15 protein-coding genes and 2 pseudogenes are annotated in these 19,676 nt (G+C 52.5%); 12 read left to right on the forward strand and 5 right to left on the reverse strand.

Annotated elements, in window-relative coordinates:
• Positions 1 to 37: 37 nt before the first annotated feature.
• Positions 38 to 1,714, reverse strand: a complete 1,677-nt coding sequence (gene ettA / locus IUJ45_RS08235; protein WP_002236693.1) for an energy-dependent translational throttle protein EttA — start codon at positions 1,712 to 1,714, stop codon at positions 38 to 40.
• A gap of 386 nt (positions 1,715 to 2,100) precedes the next feature.
• On the opposite strand from ettA, the gene IUJ45_RS08240 reads away from it, so the two are divergent.
• The 4 genes from IUJ45_RS08240 to pgmB (IUJ45_RS08255) all read left to right on the forward strand — a co-directional run bounded on the left by IUJ45_RS08240 (position 2,101) and on the right by pgmB (IUJ45_RS08255) (position 7,640).
• On the forward strand, positions 2,101 to 3,456 hold the full coding sequence (locus IUJ45_RS08240) for an SLC45 family MFS transporter (protein ID WP_002245883.1): 1,356 nt from the start codon (positions 2,101 to 2,103) through the stop codon (positions 3,454 to 3,456).
• A 3-nt stretch (positions 3,457 to 3,459) separates the two neighbouring features.
• Positions 3,460 to 4,470, forward strand: coding sequence for an aldose epimerase family protein (locus IUJ45_RS08245; protein ID WP_002222006.1), 1,011 nt, complete (start codon positions 3,460 to 3,462; stop codon positions 4,468 to 4,470).
• A 233-nt stretch (positions 4,471 to 4,703) separates the two neighbouring features.
• Positions 4,704 to 6,962: a glycoside hydrolase family 65 protein gene (locus tag IUJ45_RS08250; RefSeq protein ID WP_002236694.1), complete on the forward strand. Its 2,259-nt coding sequence runs from the start codon at positions 4,704 to 4,706 to the stop codon at positions 6,960 to 6,962.
• A 12-nt stretch (positions 6,963 to 6,974) separates the two neighbouring features.
• Positions 6,975 to 7,640, forward strand: coding sequence for a beta-phosphoglucomutase (gene pgmB, locus IUJ45_RS08255; RefSeq protein WP_082308681.1), 666 nt, complete (start codon positions 6,975 to 6,977; stop codon positions 7,638 to 7,640).
• Positions 7,641 to 7,731: 91 nt separating this feature from the next.
• Here pgmB (IUJ45_RS08255) and IUJ45_RS08260 read toward each other — a convergent pair whose 3' ends face one another.
• Positions 7,732 to 7,854, reverse strand: coding sequence for a hypothetical protein (locus IUJ45_RS08260; RefSeq protein ID WP_002246785.1), 123 nt, complete (start codon positions 7,852 to 7,854; stop codon positions 7,732 to 7,734).
• A 342-nt stretch (positions 7,855 to 8,196) separates the two neighbouring features.
• On the opposite strand from IUJ45_RS08260, the gene arsB reads away from it, so the two are divergent.
• The 3 genes and pseudogenes from arsB (at position 8,197) to pgmB (IUJ45_RS08280) (ending at position 10,260) form a co-directional block, all read left to right on the forward strand.
• The gene (gene arsB / locus IUJ45_RS08270; RefSeq protein WP_010981281.1) at positions 8,197 to 9,249 is read left to right on the forward strand and encodes an ACR3 family arsenite efflux transporter; all 1,053 of its coding nucleotides are present in this window, start codon (positions 8,197 to 8,199) and stop codon (positions 9,247 to 9,249) included.
• Between the two features lie 63 nt (positions 9,250 to 9,312).
• A pseudogene (locus IUJ45_RS08275) lies at positions 9,313 to 9,582 on the forward strand (glycosyl hydrolase family 65 domain-containing protein); the annotation flags it as partial.
• Between the two features lie 12 nt (positions 9,583 to 9,594).
• Positions 9,595 to 10,260 carry a beta-phosphoglucomutase gene (gene pgmB / locus IUJ45_RS08280; RefSeq protein WP_002246800.1) on the forward strand — a complete coding sequence of 222 codons (666 nt, stop codon included), beginning with the start codon at positions 9,595 to 9,597 and terminating at the stop codon, positions 10,258 to 10,260.
• Between the two features lie 177 nt (positions 10,261 to 10,437).
• Here pgmB (IUJ45_RS08280) and nadB read toward each other — a convergent pair whose 3' ends face one another.
• From nadB to nadA, 3 genes are all read right to left on the reverse strand, one after another.
• The gene (nadB, locus tag IUJ45_RS08285) at positions 10,438 to 11,946 is read right to left on the reverse strand and encodes an L-aspartate oxidase (protein ID WP_002246774.1); all 1,509 of its coding nucleotides are present in this window, start codon (positions 11,944 to 11,946) and stop codon (positions 10,438 to 10,440) included.
• Positions 11,947 to 11,994: 48 nt separating this feature from the next.
• Positions 11,995 to 12,324, reverse strand: coding sequence for a DMT family transporter (locus IUJ45_RS08290; RefSeq protein ID WP_065424033.1), 330 nt, complete (start codon positions 12,322 to 12,324; stop codon positions 11,995 to 11,997).
• A gap of 156 nt (positions 12,325 to 12,480) precedes the next feature.
• The gene (gene nadA, locus IUJ45_RS08295; RefSeq protein ID WP_002249261.1) at positions 12,481 to 13,593 is read right to left on the reverse strand and encodes a quinolinate synthase NadA; all 1,113 of its coding nucleotides are present in this window, start codon (positions 13,591 to 13,593) and stop codon (positions 12,481 to 12,483) included.
• Positions 13,594 to 13,897: 304 nt separating this feature from the next.
• Here nadA and IUJ45_RS08300 point away from each other — a divergent pair, with 304 nt between their 5' ends.
• The 5 genes and pseudogenes from IUJ45_RS08300 to IUJ45_RS08325 all read left to right on the forward strand — a co-directional run.
• The gene (locus IUJ45_RS08300) at positions 13,898 to 14,836 is read left to right on the forward strand and encodes an NUDIX hydrolase (protein WP_002218765.1); all 939 of its coding nucleotides are present in this window, start codon (positions 13,898 to 13,900) and stop codon (positions 14,834 to 14,836) included.
• Positions 14,837 to 15,064: 228 nt separating this feature from the next.
• Positions 15,065 to 15,946, forward strand: coding sequence for a carboxylating nicotinate-nucleotide diphosphorylase (nadC, locus tag IUJ45_RS08305; protein WP_002246801.1), 882 nt, complete (start codon positions 15,065 to 15,067; stop codon positions 15,944 to 15,946).
• Positions 15,947 to 16,256: 310 nt separating this feature from the next.
• The gene (locus IUJ45_RS08310; RefSeq protein WP_042507220.1) at positions 16,257 to 16,478 is read left to right on the forward strand and encodes an ArsR/SmtB family transcription factor; all 222 of its coding nucleotides are present in this window, start codon (positions 16,257 to 16,259) and stop codon (positions 16,476 to 16,478) included.
• Between the two features lie 59 nt (positions 16,479 to 16,537).
• Entirely contained in the window at positions 16,538 to 17,308 is a 771-nt protein-coding gene (xth, locus tag IUJ45_RS08315; protein ID WP_002246787.1) for an exodeoxyribonuclease III, read from the forward strand.
• Positions 17,309 to 18,325: 1,017 nt separating this feature from the next.
• Positions 18,326 to 18,841: pseudogene (locus tag IUJ45_RS08325) on the forward strand (transposase); the annotation flags it as partial.
• Positions 18,842 to 19,676 lie beyond the last annotated feature (835 nt).

Raw genomic sequence — 19,676 nt, forward strand, 5'->3', positions numbered from 1 at the left:
CCGTCTGAAAGCCTTTCAGACGGCATTGTTTCGGAGGTTAACGCGTTACCGGTTTGTATTTGATGCGTTTCGGTTTCGTGCCTTCTTCGCCGAGTCGGCGTTTCTTGTCGGCTTCGTATTCCTGATAGTTGCCGTCAAAGAACACCCATTTGGAGTCGCCTTCGCAAGCCAAGATATGCGTAGCAATACGGTCGAGGAACCAGCGGTCGTGCGAAATCACCATCACGCTGCCGGCAAATTCCAGCAATGCGTCTTCCAACGCGCGCAGGGTTTCCACGTCGAGGTCGTTGGACGGTTCGTCCAGCAGCAACACATTGCCACCGCCCAACAAGGTTTTTGCCAAGTGCAAACGTCCGCGTTCGCCGCCGGAAAGCTGCCCCGTGATTTTGCTTTGGTCGCTGCCTTTGAAATTGAAGCGTCCCAAATATTGGCGGGCGGGGATTTCAAACTGCCCGACCTGTAAAATATCGCGACCTTCGGCAATGTTGTCGAACACGGTTTTGTCGTTTTGCAAACCTTCGCGGCTTTGGTCAATCAAGCTCATTTTCACGGTTTGCCCGATTTTCACTTCACCGGAATCGGGCTGCTCTTTGCCCGCAATCATTTTAAACAGTGTCGATTTACCCGCGCCGTTCGGACCGATGATGCCGACAATCGCGCCCGCAGGCACTTTGAAGCTCAAATCGTCAATCAGCACTTTGTCGCCGAACGATTTGGAAACATTCACAAATTCAATCACTTCGTTACCCAAACGCTCGGCGACGGGAATGAAGATTTCCTGCGTTTCATTGCGTTTTTGGTATTCGTAGTTGCTCATTTCTTCAAAACGAGCCAAACGCGCTTTGGACTTGGCTTGGCGGCCTTTGGCATTTTGGCGCACCCATTCCAATTCCTGCTTCATCGCCTTCACGCGCGCGGCTTCGGATTTTGCCTCGTTTTCCAAGCGTTTTTCTTTCTGCTCCAGCCAAGACGAGTAATTGCCTTTCCACGGAATACCATGGCCGCGGTCGAGTTCCAAAATCCATTCGGCGGCGTTGTCGAGGAAGTAGCGGTCGTGTGTTACCGCAACGACTGTACCGGGGAAGCGCACGAGAAATTGCTCCAGCCACTCGACAGATTCCGCGTCCAAGTGGTTGGTCGGCTCGTCCAGCAAAAGCATATCGGGTTTGCTCAACAAGAGTTTGCACAAGGCAACGCGGCGTTTTTCACCGCCGGACAAATTATCGATTTTGGCATCCCATTCCGGCAGGCGCAGCGCGTCGGCGGCGATTTCCAATTCGTGTTCCGCACCGCCGCCCGTGGACGAACCTGCCGCAATAATCGCTTCCAAGCGGCCCTGCTCTTCTGCCAACGCGTCAAAATCCGCATCAGGATTGGCGTACTCGGCATACACTTCTTCCAAACGTTTCTGCGCGGCAGCCACTTCGCCCAAACCGCTTTCCACTTCCTCGCGCACGGTTTTTTCAGGATCAAGCTCAGGCTCTTGCGGCAGGTAGCCGATTTTAATGCCGCCCATCGGCACGGCTTCGCCCTCAAATTCCTTATCCACACCCGCCATAATCCGCAGCACGGTGGACTTGCCCGCGCCGTTCAAACCGAGCAGGCCGATTTTCGCGCCGGGGAAGAAAGAAAGGGAAATATCTTTAATGATGGTTTTCTGCGGCGGCACAACCTTGCTCACGCGCAGCATAGAATAGACGTATTGTTGGGACATGGTTTTCTCGTTTTCATCAAACAAATTTCAGACGGCCATTTTAACCGATAATTTGATTTAAGCCAGTTTATCCGCGAACCGGTATTGCCAAAATCGGGCAGGATTCATAAAATCCGCTTATCCCTTTGAAATTATATAGACAAAAAAATAATAATGATAGGGGATCGCCGCCCCGGCAACCATTTCGGATTTTCCAAAGCAAATATAGTGGATTAACAAAAATCAGGACAAGGCGACGAAGCCGCAGACAGTACAGATAGTACGGAACCGATTCACTTGGTGCTTCAGCACCTTAGAGAATCGTTCTCTTTGAGCTAAGGCGAGGCAACGCCGTACTGGTTTTTGTTAATCTACTATACTTTTCAAATCAAAAAAGGATTTACCTTATGTCGGAATATACGCCTCAAACAGCAAAACAAGGTTTGCCCGCGCTGGCAAAAAGCACGATTTGGATGCTCAGTTTCGGCTTTCTCGGCGTTCAGACGGCCTTTACCCTGCAAAGCTCGCAAATGAGCCGCATTTTTCAAACGCTAGGCGCAGACCCGCACAATTTGGGCTGGTTTTTCATCCTGCCGCCGCTGGCGGGGATGCTGGTGCAGCCGATTGTCGGTTATTACTCCGACCGCACTTGGATGCCGCGATTGGGCGGTCGCCGCCTGCCGTATCTGTTTTACGGCACGCTGATTGCGGTCATCGTGATGATTTTGATGCCGAACTCGGGCAGCTTCGGTTTCGGCTACGCTTCTTTGGCGGCTTTGTCGTTCGGCGCGCTGATGATTGCGCTGCTGGACGTGTCTTCCAATATGGCGATGCAGCCGTTTAAGATGATGGTCGGCGATATGGTCAACGAGGAGCAGAAAAGCTACGCCTACGGGATTCAGAGCTTTTTGGCGAATACCGGCGCGGTCGTGGCGGCGATTCTGCCGTTTGTGTTCGCGTATATCGGTTTGGCGAACACCGCCGAGAAAGGCGTTGTGCCACAAACCGTGGTCGTAGCATTCTATGTGGGCGCGGCATTACTGATTATTACCAGTGCGTTCACAATCTTCAAAGTCAAAGAATACGACCCGGAAACCTATGCCCGTTACCACGGCATCGATGTCGCCGCGAATCAGGAAAAAGCCAACTGGTTCGAACTTTTGAAAACCGCGCCCAAAGCGTTTTGGACGGTTACTCTGGTACAGTTTTTCTGCTGGTTCGCCTTTCAATATATGTGGACTTATTCCGCAGGCGCGATTGCGGAAAACGTTTGGCACACCACCGATGCGTCTTCCGTAGGCTATCAGGAGGCGGGCAACTGGTACGGCGTTTTGGCGGCGGTGCAGTCGGTTGCGGCGGTGATTTGTTCGTTTGTATTGGCGAAAGTGCCGAATAAATACCATAAGGCGGGTTATTTCGGCTGTTTGGCTTTGGGCGCGCTCGGCTTTTTCTCCGTTTTCTTCATCGGCAACCAATACGCGCTGGTGTTGTCTTATACCTTAATCGGCATCGCTTGGGCGGGCATTATCACTTATCCGCTGACGATTGTGACCAACGCCTTGTCGGGCAAGCATATGGGCACTTACTTGGGCCTGTTTAACGGCTCTATCTGTATGCCTCAAATCGTCGCTTCGCTGTTGAGTTTCGTGCTTTTCCCTATGCTGGGCGGCTTGCAGGCCACTATGTTCTTGGTAGGGGGCGTCGTCCTGCTGCTGGGCGCGTTTTCTGTGTTCCTGATTAAAGAAACACACGGCGGGGTTTGAGCGATGAGCGATACCCCCGCTACCCGCGATTTTGGCCTGATCGACGGGCGTGCCGTAACCGGCTATGTGCTGTCCAACCGGCGTGGTACGCGTGTCTGCGTGCTGGACTTGGGCGGGATTGTGCAGGAATTTTCCGTTTTGGCAGACGGCGTGCGCGAAAACCTCGTGGTGTCGTTCGACGATGCGGCTTCCTATGCGGACAATCCGTTTCAGATTAACAAGCAGATAGGGCGCGTGGCCGGACGCATCCGCGGTGCGGCGTTCGACATCAACGGCAGGACTTACCGCGTGGAGGCCAACGAAGGCAGGAACGCGCTGCACGGCGGTTCGCACGGGCTGGCCGTTACCCGTTTCAACGCGGTGGCGGCAGACGGCCGTTCGGTGGTGCTGCGCAGCCGCCTGCAACAGTCGGCCGACGGTTATCCCAACGATTTGGATTTGGATATTTCCTACCGCTTGGACGAGGACGACCGGCTTACCGTTAGCTATCGCGCCACCGCGCTCGGCGACACGGTGTTCGACCCGACGCTGCACATTTACTGGCGGCTGGACGCGGGCCTGCACGATGCGGTTCTGCATATTCCGCAGGGCGGACATATTCCGGCCGATGCCGAAAAACTGCCCGTCTCAACGGTTTCAGACGACCTCGAAGTATTTGATTTCAGCCGGCCCAAGCCGCTGGATGCCGCCGTTGCCGCCCTGCGCCGCGAAACGGGTCGGGCCGGTTTTGACGACGCTTACCGCGTGCCGTCCGATATAGGCCGTCCCGCCGCTGTGTTGCAAGCCGGACGCCGCCGTCGTATCAGCATATACAGCGACCGCAATGGCTTGGTCATCTTTACCGCCGCCCCGCAGGATTTCGCGCGGCACGATGCGGGCGTTTACGACGCGCTGGCGACCGAGGCGCAGACGCTGCCCGACAGCCTGAATTGGCCCGAGTTCGGCAATATTCGTCTGAACAAGGGTGATACCAGGGAGGCGACGATTGCTTACGGCATCGAATCCCTTTCTTAGGAGCTTCCTAACACCGGTTGTAGACGGCCTTTTTATAGTGGATTAACAAAAACCGGTACGGCGTTGCCTCGGCTTAGCTCAAAGAGAACGATTCTCTAAGGTGCTGAAGCACCAAGTGAATCGGTTCCGTACTATTTGTACTGTCTGCGGCTTCGTCGCCTTGTCCTGATTTTTGTTAATCCACTATAAGATTTCACCATTCCCTCAAATCAATCCAAACAGGAGCTTCATAAATGTACACAAGAATCATGGAAATCAGCCCTTGGACGCTGCGTTCGGCAAAACTGGAAAAAGAACACAAACGGCTGCAAGAGAGCCTGACCAGCTTGGGCAACGGCTATATGGGTATGCGCGGCAGCTTTGAGGAAACCTATTCCGCCGACAGCCACTTAGGCACCTACATCGCCGGCGTGTGGTTCCCCGACAAAACCCGCGTCGGCTGGTGGAAAAACGGCTATCCCAAATATTTCGGCAAAGCCATCAACGCGTTCAATTTCAGCAAAGTCAAAATCTTTGTCGACGGGCAGGAAGTGGACTTGGCGAAAAACGACGTTGCCGGCTTCTCCGTCGAACTCGATATGCGGCACGGCGTGTTGCGCCGCTCGTTTACCGTATTCGGTGTGCGTTTCAATGTGTGCAAATTCCTGTCCGTCGCGCAAAAAGAGCTGGCGGTCATCCGCTGGGAAGCCGTATCCGTTGACGGTAAAACCCACCAAGTCCGCATCGATTCCATCATCGATGCCGACGTGAAAAACGAAGACTCCAACTACGAAGAAAAATTCTGGCAGGTATTGGACAAAGGCGTTTCAGACAGTCTCTCCTACATTGCCGCCCAAACCGTTGCCAACCCTTTCGGCGTGGAACAATTTATCGTCAACGCCGAGCAAACTTTCGCCGGCAGCTTCAAAGCCCTCGGCGGCAGCCAAACCGACTGGCAAGTCTCCAATTCTTTCGAGGTCGAAGTCGGCGGCACGCCCAAAACCTTTGAAAAACGGGTTATTGTTACCACCAGCCGCGATTATCAGGGCTTGGAAGCAGTGAAAGCCGCAGGCCGCGCCTTGTCGGAAAAAGTCGCAGGCGTTGCGTTTGAAACCTTGCTGGACGCGCACAAAGCAGGCTGGCTGCACCGTTGGGAAATCGCCGACGTGGTCATCGAAGGCAGCGACGAAGCGCAGCAAGGCATCCGTTTCAATCTGTTCCAACTGTTCTCCACCTACTACGGCGAAGATGCGCGCCTGAACATCGGCCCCAAAGGCTTTACCGGCGAAAAATACGGCGGCGCGACCTATTGGGATACCGAAGCCTATGCCGTACCGCTCTACCTCGCACTGGCGGAACCCGAAGTTACCCGCAACCTGCTGCAATACCGCCGCAACCAACTGCCGCAGGCGCAGCACAACGCGCGCGAACAGGGCTTGGCGGGCGCACTCTATCCGATGGTAACGTTTACGGGTATCGAGTGCCACAACGAATGGGAAATCACCTTCGAGGAAATCCACCGCAACGGCGCGATTCCTTACGCCATCTACAACTACACCAACTACACCGGCGACGAGGGCTATCTTGCCAAAGAAGGCTTGGAAGTCTTGGTCGAAGTGTCCCGCTTCTGGGCGGACCGCGTCCACTTCTCCAAACGCAACGGCAAATACATGATTCACGGCGTAACCGGCCCGAACGAATACGAAAACAACATCAACAACAACTGGTACACCAACACCCTCGCCGCCTGGGTATTGGACTACACCCGCGAAGCCCTGGCGAAATACCCGCGCCCGGATTTGAACGTGCGTGCCGCCGAGTTGGAAAAATGGGCGGACATCAGCGCGAATATGTACCGTCCGCATGACGAAGAACTCGGCGTATTCGTCCAACACGACGGCTTCCTCGACAAAGACATCCGTCCCGTGTCCGCGCTTTCGCCCGACGATTTGCCGCTCAACCAGAAATGGTCGTGGGACAAAATCCTGCGTTCGCCCTTCATCAAGCAGGCGGACGTGTTGCAAGGCATCTACTTCTTCGGCGACCGTTTCAATATCGACGAAAAACGCCGCAACTTCGATTTCTACGAACCGATGACCGTGCATGAAAGCTCGCTGTCGCCCTGTATCCACTCTATTCTCGCCGCCGAACTGGGCAAAGAAGAAAAAGCCGTGGAAATGTACCGGCGCACCGCCCGCCTGGACTTGGACAACTACAACAACGACACAGAAGACGGCCTGCATATCACCTCCATGACCGGTTCGTGGCTCGCCATCGTCCAAGGTTTCGCCCAAATGAAAACTTGGGGCGGCAAACTCAGCTTCGCACCGTTCCTGCCGGGCGCGTGGACAGGCTATGCCTTCCACATCAACTACCGAGGCCGTCTGATTAAAGTCGCCGTCGGCAAAGAAAACGTTGTCTTCAGCCTGCTCAAAGGCGGGCCGCTCGATTTGCAGGTGTACGGCAAAGACATCACGCTCAACGGCAGCCACACCGCCGCGTTGGAAAAATAAGGAGGGCGCAAAATGACGTTTACCGCAGTCCTCTTCGATCTCGACGGCGTGATTACCGATACCGCCGAATACCACTACCGCGCGTGGAAAAAGCTCGCCGAAGAACTGGGCATCGGCATCGACCGCAAGTTTAACGAACAGCTCAAAGGCGTGTCGCGCGACGATTCGCTCAAACGCATCCTCGCGCACGGCGGCAAAACCGTCGGCGAAGCCGAGTTCGCCGAACTGACCCGCCGAAAAAACGACAACTACGTCGAGATGATTCAGGCAGTCAAACCCGAAGACGTGTACCCCGGCATTTTGCCGCTGCTGGAGACATTAAAAGCAAACGGCAAAAAAATCGCCCTCGCGTCCGCCAGTAAAAACGGCCCGTTCCTGCTCGAACGCATGGGGCTGACCCACTTTTTCGACACTGTCGCCGACCCTGCCGCCGTCGCGCATTCCAAACCCGCCCCCGACATCTTCCTCGCCGCCGCCGAGGGCGTGGGCGCGGACATCCGTCGCTGCATCGGCATCGAAGACGCCGCAGCAGGAGTAGCCGCCATCAAAGCCGCCGGCGCCTTGCCCATCGGCGTAGGCAAAGCCGAAGACTTGGGCAGCGACATCGCGCTGGTGTCCGACACCGCCGGGCTGACCTACGTCTACCTGCAAAGCGTGTGGGCACAGTCGGGCAGGTAAAACGCGTCAGATAAAGTGTCAAGGAAGTAAAAAGGTCGTCTGAAAAACAGAATTTTGGTTTTCAGACGACCTTTTCATTGGAAAAATATTTTTAGCGTTTCAAAGCCAGCGTCAATACGCCCGCCGTAACCAGCCCCAGCCCTATCCATTCCTGCGTGCTGGGGCGTTCGTCCAGAAAGACCACTGCCATCAGCACCGAAGACGGTCTGCACATTACTCGTGGAAAAAGCAGACGATGAAATAGTGGTGATTGATACTGCTTCTACGGGGCATACCTTGTTGTTAGACTCAACTTAAGTTATCATCAAGAAGTTCAAAGAATACAAGGACAGATACCTGAATCTGTAAAAACTTGTTACTTAGATTAAAGGAAGAGGAAACAGAAGTATTAATCGTTAGCTTGGAGGAGGCTACCCCATTTTATGAAGCATATCGATTAGAAGAAGATCTAACAAGGGCATCAATTCATACAAATTGGTGGATTGTTAATTCATCCTTGTATAAAGCAAATCCTAGTAATCAAGATGTTATCTGCTAAAGCAAATGAAGAATTTAAGTGGATTTAGAAATGAAGAAAATAAATGGAATTGGTTTTTTTGAGAAAAACCTGACTTTTTGGGTATTAATTTGTATGGCAATAGGCATATTTATTGGGAAATATTTTCCTTCTATTCCAGATAGGTTAGGAAAATTTGAGTTCTACAACGTGTCTATACCAACAACAATTTTACTTTGGATAATGATTTATCCAATGATGTTGAAAATTGATTTTAAGAGTATAAAAGACATAGGAAAAAACCCTAAAGGTCTATTTATTACATGGTTTGTAAATTGGATCATTAAGCCACTCACCATGTATTTAATTGCATCCTTATTTTTCTTTGTTATTTATAAAGGATTTATTAATAAGGAATTGGCATCAGAATATTTAGCTGGGGCGGTTTTACTCGGAGCTGCACCATGTACCGCAATGGTATTTGTATGGAGCAAGTTAACAAGAGGTGATAGTGCTTATACCTTAGTACAGGTAGCTAGTAACGACTTAATTATTTTGATTGCATATATACCAATTGTGAGCTTCTTATTAAAGATTGGAAATATAAATATTCCATGGGGAACACTTTTATTATCCATTGTATTATTTATTGTTGTTCCTCTTATTTTAAGCATGGCAACTAGGAGTATAATCATTAAAAACAAAGGGGAGGACTACCTAAATAAAACTTTTATCCCTGCATTTGATAAATACACTATGATGGGATTATTGTTGACGTTGATTATAATATTTTCATTTCAAGGACAGAAGATATTGGATCAGCCACTAAATATTATCCTTATTGCAATTCCTTTGATAATTCAAACTCTGTTTATATTTGCAATAACATTTTTCATGGCATATTTAGCAAAGCTACCATATTCAATTGCAGCTCCATGTGGCATGATTGGTGCATCTAACTTTTTTGAGCTGTCCGTTGCAGTTTCTATATCTCTATTTGGGCTATTATCAGGAGCTACGTTAACAACTGTAGTAGGTGTTCTGGTTGAGGTTCCTGTTATGCTAGCCTTAGTGAGGTTTGCCAATTTTATGGAAAATAAATTTAATCATTGAACATGTACTGAATCCGTGAAGTTAAAAATCTAACTTTCACGAAAATGCCTACAATACCGTGGCTTAACTTCCATGACCGGTTCGTGGCTCGCCATCGTCCAAGGTTTCGCACAAATGAAAACCTGGGGCGGCAAACTCAGCTTCGCTCCGTTCCTGCCGGGCGCGTGGACAGGCTACGCCTTCCACATCAACTACCGAGGCCGTCTGATTAAAGTCGCCGTCGGCAAAGAAAACGTCGTCTTCACCCTGCTCAAAGGCGAACCGCTCGATTTGCAGGTGTACGGCAAAGACATCACGCTCAACGGCAGCCACACTGTCGCGTTGGAAAAATAAGGAGGGCGCAAAATGACGTTTACCGCAGTCCTCTTCGATCTCGACGGCGTCATCACCGACACCGCCGAATACCACTACCGCGCGTGGAAAAAGCTCGCCGAAGAACTGGGCATCGGCATCGACCGCAAGTTTAACGAGCAGCTCAAAGGCGTGTCGCGCGACGATTCGCTCAAACGCATTCTCGCGCACGGCGGCAAAACCGTCAGCGAAGCCGAGTTCGCCGAACTGACCCGCCGTAAAAACGACAACTACGTCGAGATGATTCAGTCAGTCAAACCCGAAGATGTGTACCCCGGCATTTTGCCGCTGCTGGAAGCATTGAGGGCAAACGGCAAAAAAATCGCCCTCGCGTCCGCCAGTAAAAACGGCCCGTTCCTGCTCGAACGCATGGGGCTGACCCACTTCTTCGACGCCGTCGCCGACCCTGCCGCCGTCGCGCATTCCAAACCCGCCCCCGACATCTTCCTCGCCGCCGCCGAGGGCGTGGGCGCGGACATCCGTCGCTGCATCGGCATCGAAGACGCCGCAGCAGGAGTAGCCGCCATCAAAGCCGCCGGCGCCTTGCCCATCGGCGTAGGCAAAGCCGAAGACTTGGGCAGCGACATCGCGCTGGTGTCCGACACCGCCGGGCTGACCTACGCCTACCTGCAAAACGTGTGGGCACAGTCGGGCAGGTAAAACGCGTCAGATAAAGTGTCAAGGAAGCAAAAGACCGTCTGAACAGTGTTTCAGACGGCCTTTTTGCTTTTAGAACAGAATGATAACCCAACTTACGCAACCCTAAAAACTAAATGCCAATCTCTTAACCATGCTATTCAAATTTATTTGAACGATTTTTTTTCTAACCAGCCAACCTTAACAATCACTATTAAAATGCGCGCCGATGTTCTGTCTCCGCCTGTATGCGGCTTGGGCGACGGCGAGGCTGCATTCGAGCAGGTTGCGGTTTTCGTATTCGGACGCGGTGTGCGGTTCGGCTTGGTTTTGCTTCCAAAGCTGCAGTTGGGCGATGGCGCGGCGCAGGCCGGTATCGTTGCGTAGGATGCCTAGATGGCGTTGGTTGAACGTTTGCAGGACGGGGCGGCTGAATGTGTTTTGAAGGTCGTCTGAAAAGATGCCTGCTTCGGCGGAGAGGCTTTCAGACGGCCTTTGGAATGGTTCGGCTTGGAATGCTTGTCCGTCTGCGATGGCTTGGGCGCAGAGCCTTGCGGTCACGACGCATTCGAGCAGGGAGTTGCTGGCAAGGCGGTTGGCTCCGTGCAGCCCAGTGCAGGCGGTTTCGCCCAAGGCGTAGAGCTGCGGCAGGGAGGTTCTGCCGCAGGGGTCGGTTTGGATGCCGCCGCAGGTGTAGTGTTGCACGGGGCGGACGGGGATGGCTTGGCGCGTGATGTCTAGGCCGCATTGGGATAAACAGTGTCGATGGATGGATGGGAAATGCCGGCGGACGAACGCTGCGGGTTGATGGCTGATGTCGAGCGAGACGAAGTCTTGCGTTTGTTTGGCGATTTCGGCTGCGATGGCGCGGGCAACGATGTCGCGCGGTGCGAGTTCGGCGCGGCGGTCGTAATGCGGCATAAATCGTTCGCCCGCTTGGTTGGTCAGGATGCCGCCTTCGCCGCGCACGGCTTCGGAAATCAGGAAGGTGCGGCCGTTTTCAGACGACCTTGCCAAGCCTGTGGGGTGGAATTGGATAAATTCGAGGTTTTCGACTGCGCAGCCTGCACGTATCGCCATGGCGATGGCGTCGCCCGTGCATTCGGGCGGCGTGGTGGTGGCGGCGTAAATCTGCCCGAGGCCACCGCCTGCGAGTACGGTATGGCTGGCACGGATGTTGTAGGTTTCTTGCGTTCGGCGGTCGAGGACGGTCAGTCCGCACGCCGCACCTGATTCGGTTTGGATGTCCAACGCCATCTGCCGCTCGTAAACGCGGATGTTCGGGCGACGGCGTATTTGGACAATCAGGCTCTGCATGACGGCTTCGCCCGTGTAGTCGGCGACGTGGGCGATTCGGCGGCAGGTGTGCCCGCCTTCGCGCGTCAGGTGCAGGCCGTCATGACTCCGGTCGAACGCCACGCCCTGCGCCAGCAGCCATTCGATTGCCGGTTTGCCCTGCGACAGGATGGTGCGGACGGCGGCTTCGTTGCACAAACCTGCGCCCGCTTCCAAAGTATCGGCAACGTGTTTTTCGATGTCGTCCTCTCCCGACCACGCCGCCGCAATCCCGCCTTGCGCATGACGGCTGGCGGTGTCGTCCAGCCGGTTTTTGCACAAAATGACGATGCGGAACGATTCAGGCAGCGACAGGGCGAGCGTCAGTGCCGCCAGCCCGTTTCCGGCAATCAATACGTCGCAATCGGTTTGCATGGTGTTGTCCTTGTTTGAGAGGTCGTCTGAAACGGTATAGTGGATTAATCAATGCCCCGACATATGCGACATGGTATTGAGCAGCACCACGCCCAGCAAAATCAAACCGATGCTGACAATCCCAATGAAATCAGCTTTCTCACCGAAAAACACCACGCTGACTAAAGCCGTTAAAACCAGTCCCACGCCTGCCCAAATGGCGTATGCTGTAGCCAGCGGCATGGTTTTCAGTGTCATAGACAAGGCCCAAAAACACACCGAAAAGCTGACTATCACGCCAATAGAAGGCCACAGTTTGCTAAACCCGCCACTCAGTTTGAGCATGGAAGAACCGCAGACTTCGCTTAAAATTGCTACAGTCAGAAAGAGCCAGTGCATTTGCATGTTTTTACCTGATAAATGAAAGAAAGTATAATTATATCAATGCAATAACATAAAAAACAGTCTTGTTTTTAAAGATTTTTTGTGCGCAAACCCCGTCTTGGGAAAGCAGGCGGGCGGTATTTTCAGGCTGCACCCATTACGAACGGCAAATCAGGCGGGACCCATGCCGTTGAACACATCCCCGCGTTTGAGTCCTGCCGCGAAGTCGAGCATACGCTGCAAAGGCAGTTTGGCGGCTTCGCCCAGCTTCCTGTCCAACAGGATTTCGTTACGTCCGCTTGTCAGGGCGTATTTGATGCCGCCCAGCGAATTCATCGCCATCCACGGGCAGAACGCGCAGCTTTTACAGCTTCCACCGTTGCCCGCCGTCGGCGCGGCGATAAATTGTTTGTCGGGCGCCTGCTTTTGCATTTCGTGCAGGATGCCCAAATCGGTCGCCACGATGAATTTTTTTTCAGGACGCGATACGGCGGCTTTGAGCAGTTTGCTGGTCGAGCCGACCACGTCGCCCAGTTCGATGACGCTTTGCGGCGATTCGGGATGAACCAGCACCACCGCGTCGGGATGTTCCGCTTTCAACGCCGCCAGCTCCTGCCCTTTAAATTCGTTGTGGACGATGCACGAACCCTGCCACAACAGCATATCCGCGCCCGTTTCGCGGCAGATGTAGTCGCCGAGGTGGCGGTCGGGTCCCCAAATCAGCTTCTCGCCGCGTGATTTCAAATACGATACGATTTCTAACGCCACCGAAGACGTTACCACCCAATCGGCACGCGCTTTCACGGCGGCGGAAGTGTTGGCGTACACCACCACCGTGCGGTCGGGGTGTTGGTCGCAAAACGCTGAAAACGCTTCTTCCGGGCAACCCAAATCCAAAGAACATTCCGCCTCCAAATCAGGCATCAGCACCGTTTTTTCAGGGCAGAGGATTTTCGCGCTCTCGCCCATGAAGCGCACACCAGCCACCACCAGCGTACCGGCTTCGTGTTCCGCACCGAAGCGCGCCATTTCCAGCGAATCGCCCACGCATCCGCCCGTCTCCAAAGCCAAATCCTGAATCAGCGGATCAACGTAATAATGCGCCACCAAGACCGCGTTTGTCTCCTTCAGCAAGGCCTTGATTTCGTCTTTCAGACGATCTGCCGTCTCGCGGTCGGGCGTGTCGGCAACCTTCGCCCACGCCTGACGGATTTGGCAGGCGGAAGTCGGCGTTTGGATGAGTGGCATATCGTAATCGAACGAGCGGCGGGCGGCGGTTTGCATGATGTTTCCTTGTAGCTGGTTTTCAGACGGCATGAAGGTTTGCCGTCTGTTTTTCAAACTGTTTTATATTATGCTCAACTTGAGTATAATAAGCAAGGTCGTCTGAAAACAGGTTTGCGATACCGTAAAACCGACCTGCTTCGTTCCGACAAACCGCTTTGGTTTATAGTGGATTAACAAAAATCAGGACAAGGCGACGAAGCCGCAGACAGTACAAATAGTACGGCAAGGCGAGGCAACGCTGTACTGGTTTAAATTTAATCCACTATACAATAAAGCCTTTCCCACCCGCAGAAAGCCGAGCATGGACGCCTACCCCGAAGCCGAAGCTCCGCCGCAAAGCATCGTCGAGCTGGTTCCCGTATTGATTGCCGTTACCGACGGCGGGCTGCGGGTATTGACCGTCGCCCAAGGCACGCTCCTGCCCAACGGCCCGCTCTCCCCCCTGCGCAATTCCTTGCAGGCAGGCGTAAAACTGTGGGTCGCCAAGCAGACTTCGCAGCCTATGGGCTATGTGGAACAGCTTTACACCTTTGTCGATACCCACCGCCGCAACGAACACGGCATGCCCGTCTTGTACGTCAGCTATTTGGGGCTGGTGCGCGAGGCAGCCGACAGCATCCTGCATCCCGATGCGAAATGGCAGGACTGCTACGGCTATTTCCCGTGGGAAGACTTGCGCACCGACGGCGGACAGCGCGACGCCGTCGTCGGCCGCCTGCGCATTTGGGCAAACTCGGCGGACACGGAGGAAGTGCGTCAAATGCGGCTCAAGCGCATTCATTTGTGCTGGGGGGTCGAACCGGAAAACTGGTCGGAAGAATACGTTTTACAACGCTATGAAATGTTGTATGAAAGCGGTCTGATAGTGGAAGCCGCCGAGCCGCAGGCAAACTTCGACTTCGCGCTTACGGGGCAGCCCATGCGCCACGACCACCGCCGCGTACTGGCGACCGCCCTGTCTCGCCTGCGCGCCAAAATCAAATACCGCCCCGTGATTTTTGAACTGATGCCGCCCGAATTCACGCTGCTGCAACTGCAAAACAGCGTCGAAGCCATCAGCGGCAGATTGCTGCACAAGCAAAACTTCCGCCGCCAGATTCAGCAGCAAAACCTCATCGAGCCGTCGGATACCGGCGTATCGGGCAGCAAAGGCCGTCCCGCGCAGCTTTGCCGCTTCCGCGACGACGTCCTGCCCGACAGGCTGATTTCGGACATCGGACTGCCGCTGGGCAGCCGTTAGCCCGTTTTCAGACGACCTATAGTGGATTAACAAAAATCAGGATAAGGCGACGAAGCCGCAGACAGTACAAATAGTACGGAACCGATTCACTTGGTGCTTCAGCACCTTAGAGAATCGTTCTCTTTGAGCTAAGGCGAGGCAACGCCGTACTGGTTTTTGTTAATCCACTATAAAATGAAGTTTTGCCCCATCGGTGCAACACCCATCTTTTTCAACAAAGGAAACCCCATGCCGTCTGAAAACACCCTCTTCCCCCTGCCCGATACCCTGTTGCGTCCCATGGTAGAACAAGCCTTGAGCGAAGACTTGGGCAGGCGCGGCGACATTACGTCCGCCGCCGTCATCGCGCCTGACAAAACCGCCAAACTCTTCCTCGTCAGCCGCGAAGACGGCGTTATTGCCGGTATGGACTTGGCGCGTATCGCCTTTCAGACGATGGATCCGTCCGTCCGCTTCCAAGCCGAAATCCACGACGGACAAGCCGTCCGCGCAGGTCAGACGCTTGCCGCCGTCGAAGGCAACGCCCGTGCGCTGCTCGCCGCCGAACGCACCGCGCTCAACTACCTCACGCACTTAAGCGGCATCGCCACCGCCACCGCGCGTGCCGTTGCCGAAGTCGCCAAATACGGTACAGACATCGTGTGCAGCCGCAAAACCATCCCCCTGCTGCGCGTCCTGCAAAAATACGCCGTCAGGGCAGGCGGCGGTGTGAACCACCGCATGGGCTTGGACGATGCCGTACTCATCAAAGACAACCACCTCGCCTATTGCGGCAGCATCGCCCAAGCAGTTCGGCAGGCAAAACAGGCGGTCGGACCGTTGACTTGCGTGGAAATCGAAGTGGACACGTTGGCACAACTGGACGAAGCCATCGCGGCGGGCGCAAAACGGATTTTGCTGGACAACATGGACGACGAAACCCTGAAAGAAGCGGCAAACCGCTGCCACACGCAAACCTCCCACCCCCACACCGTCTATTGCGAAGCATCGGGCGGCATCGGCTTCGACCGACTGAAGCGCGTGGCGCAAACCGGCGTGGACGGCATCGCTCTCGGCTATCTGACCCACAGCAGCCGTTCGTTGGACATAGGTCTGGATTTCGTGGCGTGAGTTTTAGGGTGCAGGCGGCTGTCTGATATGTCAGGCAAGGAACCGCTTAACCGTAATCCGGTTATTGCCTCAAGGAGGAAATGCCGTCTGAAATATTCTTCAGACGGCATTTCTCGTGAAGGTTGTGATGCTTTAGAAAAAACAGCGTTTCGGGCAGGTATAGTGGATTAACAAAAACCAGTACGGCATTGCCTCGCCTTGGCTCAAAGAGAACGATTCTCTAAGGTGCTGAAGCATCAAGTGAATCGGTTCCGTACTATTTGTACTGTCTGCGGCTTCGTCGTCTTGTCCTGATTTTTGTTAATCCACTATACTGATCCAACTGTTGGACGGCGATTGCAATATTGCCGAGCTGTCCGAATCCCTGTCCATGCCTGCGACAGCGGTTTCCAACCATTTGAGCCGACTGCGCGTGGAAGGTCTGGTGGACTTTACGCGTTACCACCGCATTATCGAATACCGCCTGATTTCCGAAGACGCGGCGGCGATTCTGCGGACAATCCGCGATTTGGAAAACAAACGCGCGGTATAGTGTTAAAATCCTTTCCTTTTGCCGTCTGAACGTTTCAGACGGCATTTTTCGGAAATGTTATGAAAATCACCACTTGGAACGTCAATTCGCTCAATGTGCGGCTGCCGCAGGTGCAAAACCTGCTTGCCGACAATCCGCCCGATATTTTGGTTTTGCAGGAACTCAAACTCGATCAGGACAAATTTCCGGCCGCCGCTTTGCAAATGATGGGCTGGCACTGTGTTTGGAGCGGGCAGAAAACCTACAACGGCGTGGCAATCGTCAGCCGCAACGCGCCGGAAGACGTGCATATCGGGCTGCCCGCGCTGCCGGACGATCCGCAACGGCGTGTGATTGCGGCAACCGTCGGCGGTGTGCGCGTCATCAATGTCTATTGCGTCAACGGCGAAGCCCTCGACAGCCCGAAATTCAAATATAAAGAACAATGGTTTGCCGCGTTAACCGAATTTGTCCGCGACGAAATGGCACGCCACGGCAAACTGGTGCTGCTGGGCGATTTCAATATCGCGCCTGCCGATGCGGACTGTTACGACCCTGAAAAATGGCACGAAAAAATCCACTGTTCGTCCGTCGAACGGCAGTGGTTTCAAAATCTGCTGGATTTGGGACTGGCCGACAGCCTGCGCCAAGTCCATCCCGAAGGCGCGTTTTACACATGGTTCGACTATCGCGGCGCGATGTTCCAACGCAAACTGGGCCTGCGTATCGACCATATTTTGGTGTCGCCTGCGATGGCGGAGGCGTTGAAGGATGTCCGTGTCGATTTGGAGACGCGCGCGCTGGAGCGTCCGAGCGACCACGCGCCGGTGACGGCAGAATTCGATTGGTAAAAGACCGTGTTTTGATATGGCGTTGACAAACATCCATATCTTTAAGTGATTCAATAGGATAGGCTGCTGACTAACCGAAAATAATTGCCTTTTCCCTGACAAACAGCCGGAGTCGGCGGATTGTTCAAGCACAGCCTATTTTTCTGAAAAATTTATGAAATACATAGGGTTAATATCAGATTTTGGAGCAGTAAAATTTATTATGTATATAATCCGGAGCAGAATCAAATATTAAAAACCGGATTTATTTTAGAATGAATAGTCAGGCTGCCTTATGTATAGTAATAAATTAATCTCCTTTTTTTTCTATTGCCTTTATTGTGCTATGCAGTTGAGTTTGATGAAACTCAATATAACGACTGTAAAGATAAATCTATGTTATGTGCTGTCAGAATTGATTCTCCCAAAGGCAATAACTATAGTGGATTAACAAAAATCAGGACAAGGCGACGAAGCCGCAGACAGTACAAATAGTACGGCAAGGCGAGGCAACGACGTACTGGTTTAAATTTAATCCACTATATAAATCTATGTGGTTTGACAATGGCAAGTTAGTATTTATATCCTTTACTAATCAACAAATGGAAAATCAAAGTCGCCCATCTCTAGCGATGTTTATTAGTGATGACAAAATATCCAGTACCAATATTGATGAATTTTTAGCATCTTTCGATCCTGATAAATATCGAATATTTCATGATCCAAGATATAAATTTTTACCTAGTATGTCGAACTCATTGTAATCCTTATTCTCTTTTTGATATTGATAGCAAATATAAACCTGATGAGAAAGATAAAATCTTTTTTTCAATCCCGACAGATAACACAGATTTTTATAAGAGTTTTTATTTAAATAAGGATTATATAGAAGGTATATATCCTAGTAGGCATAATGGCAGCTATTACAAAATATAGTGGATTAAATTTAAACCAGTACAGCGTTGCCTCGCCTTGCCGTACTATTTGTACTGTCTGCGGCTTCGTCGCCTTGTCCTGATTTTTGTTAATCCACTATATCTGCATCAGATTCATGAAACGCAAGTCGGAAGCGTCAAACAACTGATTGCCCATTTTGACCGGCTGATTGACGAATTGGACAAACAAATCGACGACCACACCCACACGCATTTTGACGGCAAAGCCCAAGTGGCGGAGCAAATCAAAGGCATCGGTTCGATAACGACGGCTACGCTGATGGCGATGCTACCTGAATTGGGGCGGCTGTCGCACAAACGGATAGCGAGTTTGGTCGGCATTGCCCCGCACCCGAGGGAGAGCGGGGAAACCAAATTCAAAAGCCGCTGCTTTGGCGGAAGGTCTGCGGTGCTTAAGGCACTGTATATGGCTACCGTGGCAGCGACACGTTTTGAACCGCTTATTCGGGATTTCTACCAACGCCTGCCGTCCGAGGGTAAGCCGTATAAGGTTGCCGTTACGGCATGTATGCGCAAACTGCTGACGATATCGAATGCCCGGATGCGTGATTATTTTGCCGAAAACGATACCGCCGAAAATGGTATCCAAACGGCTTGATTTGAGTTTTGGTATTTTTGCCCGACGGGGTGAAAAATACAGTTGCTACGGCTCGCCGAATCATCAGAAATACCCGAACCGTCATTCCCGCGCAGGTGGGAATCCAGACCGGTCGGCACGGAAACTTATCGGGTAAAACGGTTTCTGGAGATTTTTCGTCTTGGATTCCCACTTTCGTGGGAATGACGGAATGTAGGTTCGTAGGAATGACGTGGTGCAGGTTTCCGTATGGATGGATTCGTCATTCCCGCGCAGGCGGGAATCTAGTCTGTTCGGTTTCAGTTATTTTCGATAAATGCCTGTTGCTTTTCATTTCTAGATTCACACTTTCGCGGGAATGACGAATTTTAGGTTTCTGATTTTGGTTTTCTGTCCTTGTGGGAATGACGGGATGTAGGTTCGTAGGAATGACGTGGTGCAGGTTTCCGTGCGGATAGATTCGTCATTCCCGCGTAGGCGGGAATCTAGTCTGTTCGGTTTCAGTTATTTCCGATAAATTCCTGTTGCTTTTCATTTCTAGATTCCCACTTTCGTGGGAATGACGGTTCAGTTGCTACGGTTACTGTCAGGTTTCGGTTATGTTGGAATTTCGGGAAACTTATGATTCGTCATTCCCGCGCAGGCGGGAATCTGGAATTTCAATGCCTCAAGAATTTATCGGAAAAAACAAAACCCTTCCGCCGTCATTCCCACGAAAGTGGGAATCTAGAAATGAAAAGCAACAGGAATTTATCGGAAATGACCGAAACTGAACGGACTGGATTCCCGCTTTTGCGGGAATGACGGCGACAGGGTTGCTGTTATAGTGGATGAACAAAAACCAGTACGGCGTTGC

Origin of the sequence: Neisseria meningitidis, assembly GCF_022869645.1 — a bacterium.
GTDB lineage: Bacteria > Pseudomonadota > Gammaproteobacteria > Burkholderiales > Neisseriaceae > Neisseria > Neisseria meningitidis.

What these genes read in the sequence shown, in the direction of transcription:
- ettA (WP_002236693.1), bottom strand. Translation starts at nt 1,714, where the DNA reads ATGTCCCAACAATACGTCTATTCTATGCTGCGCGTGAGCAAGGTTGTG.
- IUJ45_RS08300 (WP_002218765.1), top strand. Translation starts at nt 13,898, where the DNA reads ATGGACGCCTACCCCGAAGCCGAAGCTCCGCCGCAAAGCATCGTCGAG.
- IUJ45_RS08250 (WP_002236694.1), top strand. Translation starts at nt 4,704, where the DNA reads ATGTACACAAGAATCATGGAAATCAGCCCTTGGACGCTGCGTTCGGCA.
- pgmB (WP_082308681.1), top strand. Translation starts at nt 6,975, where the DNA reads ATGACGTTTACCGCAGTCCTCTTCGATCTCGACGGCGTGATTACCGAT.
- IUJ45_RS08260 (WP_002246785.1), bottom strand. Translation starts at nt 7,854, where the DNA reads ATGTGCAGACCGTCTTCGGTGCTGATGGCAGTGGTCTTTCTGGACGAA.
- IUJ45_RS08245 (WP_002222006.1), top strand. Translation starts at nt 3,460, where the DNA reads ATGAGCGATACCCCCGCTACCCGCGATTTTGGCCTGATCGACGGGCGT.
- nadC (WP_002246801.1), top strand. Translation starts at nt 15,065, where the DNA reads ATGCCGTCTGAAAACACCCTCTTCCCCCTGCCCGATACCCTGTTGCGT.
- pgmB (WP_002246800.1), top strand. Translation starts at nt 9,595, where the DNA reads ATGACGTTTACCGCAGTCCTCTTCGATCTCGACGGCGTCATCACCGAC.
- IUJ45_RS08290 (WP_065424033.1), bottom strand. Translation starts at nt 12,324, where the DNA reads ATGCACTGGCTCTTTCTGACTGTAGCAATTTTAAGCGAAGTCTGCGGT.
- xth (WP_002246787.1), top strand. Translation starts at nt 16,538, where the DNA reads ATGAAAATCACCACTTGGAACGTCAATTCGCTCAATGTGCGGCTGCCG.
- nadA (WP_002249261.1), bottom strand. Translation starts at nt 13,593, where the DNA reads ATGCAAACCGCCGCCCGCCGCTCGTTCGATTACGATATGCCACTCATC.
- nadB (WP_002246774.1), bottom strand. Translation starts at nt 11,946, where the DNA reads ATGCAAACCGATTGCGACGTATTGATTGCCGGAAACGGGCTGGCGGCA.
- IUJ45_RS08240 (WP_002245883.1), top strand. Translation starts at nt 2,101, where the DNA reads ATGTCGGAATATACGCCTCAAACAGCAAAACAAGGTTTGCCCGCGCTG.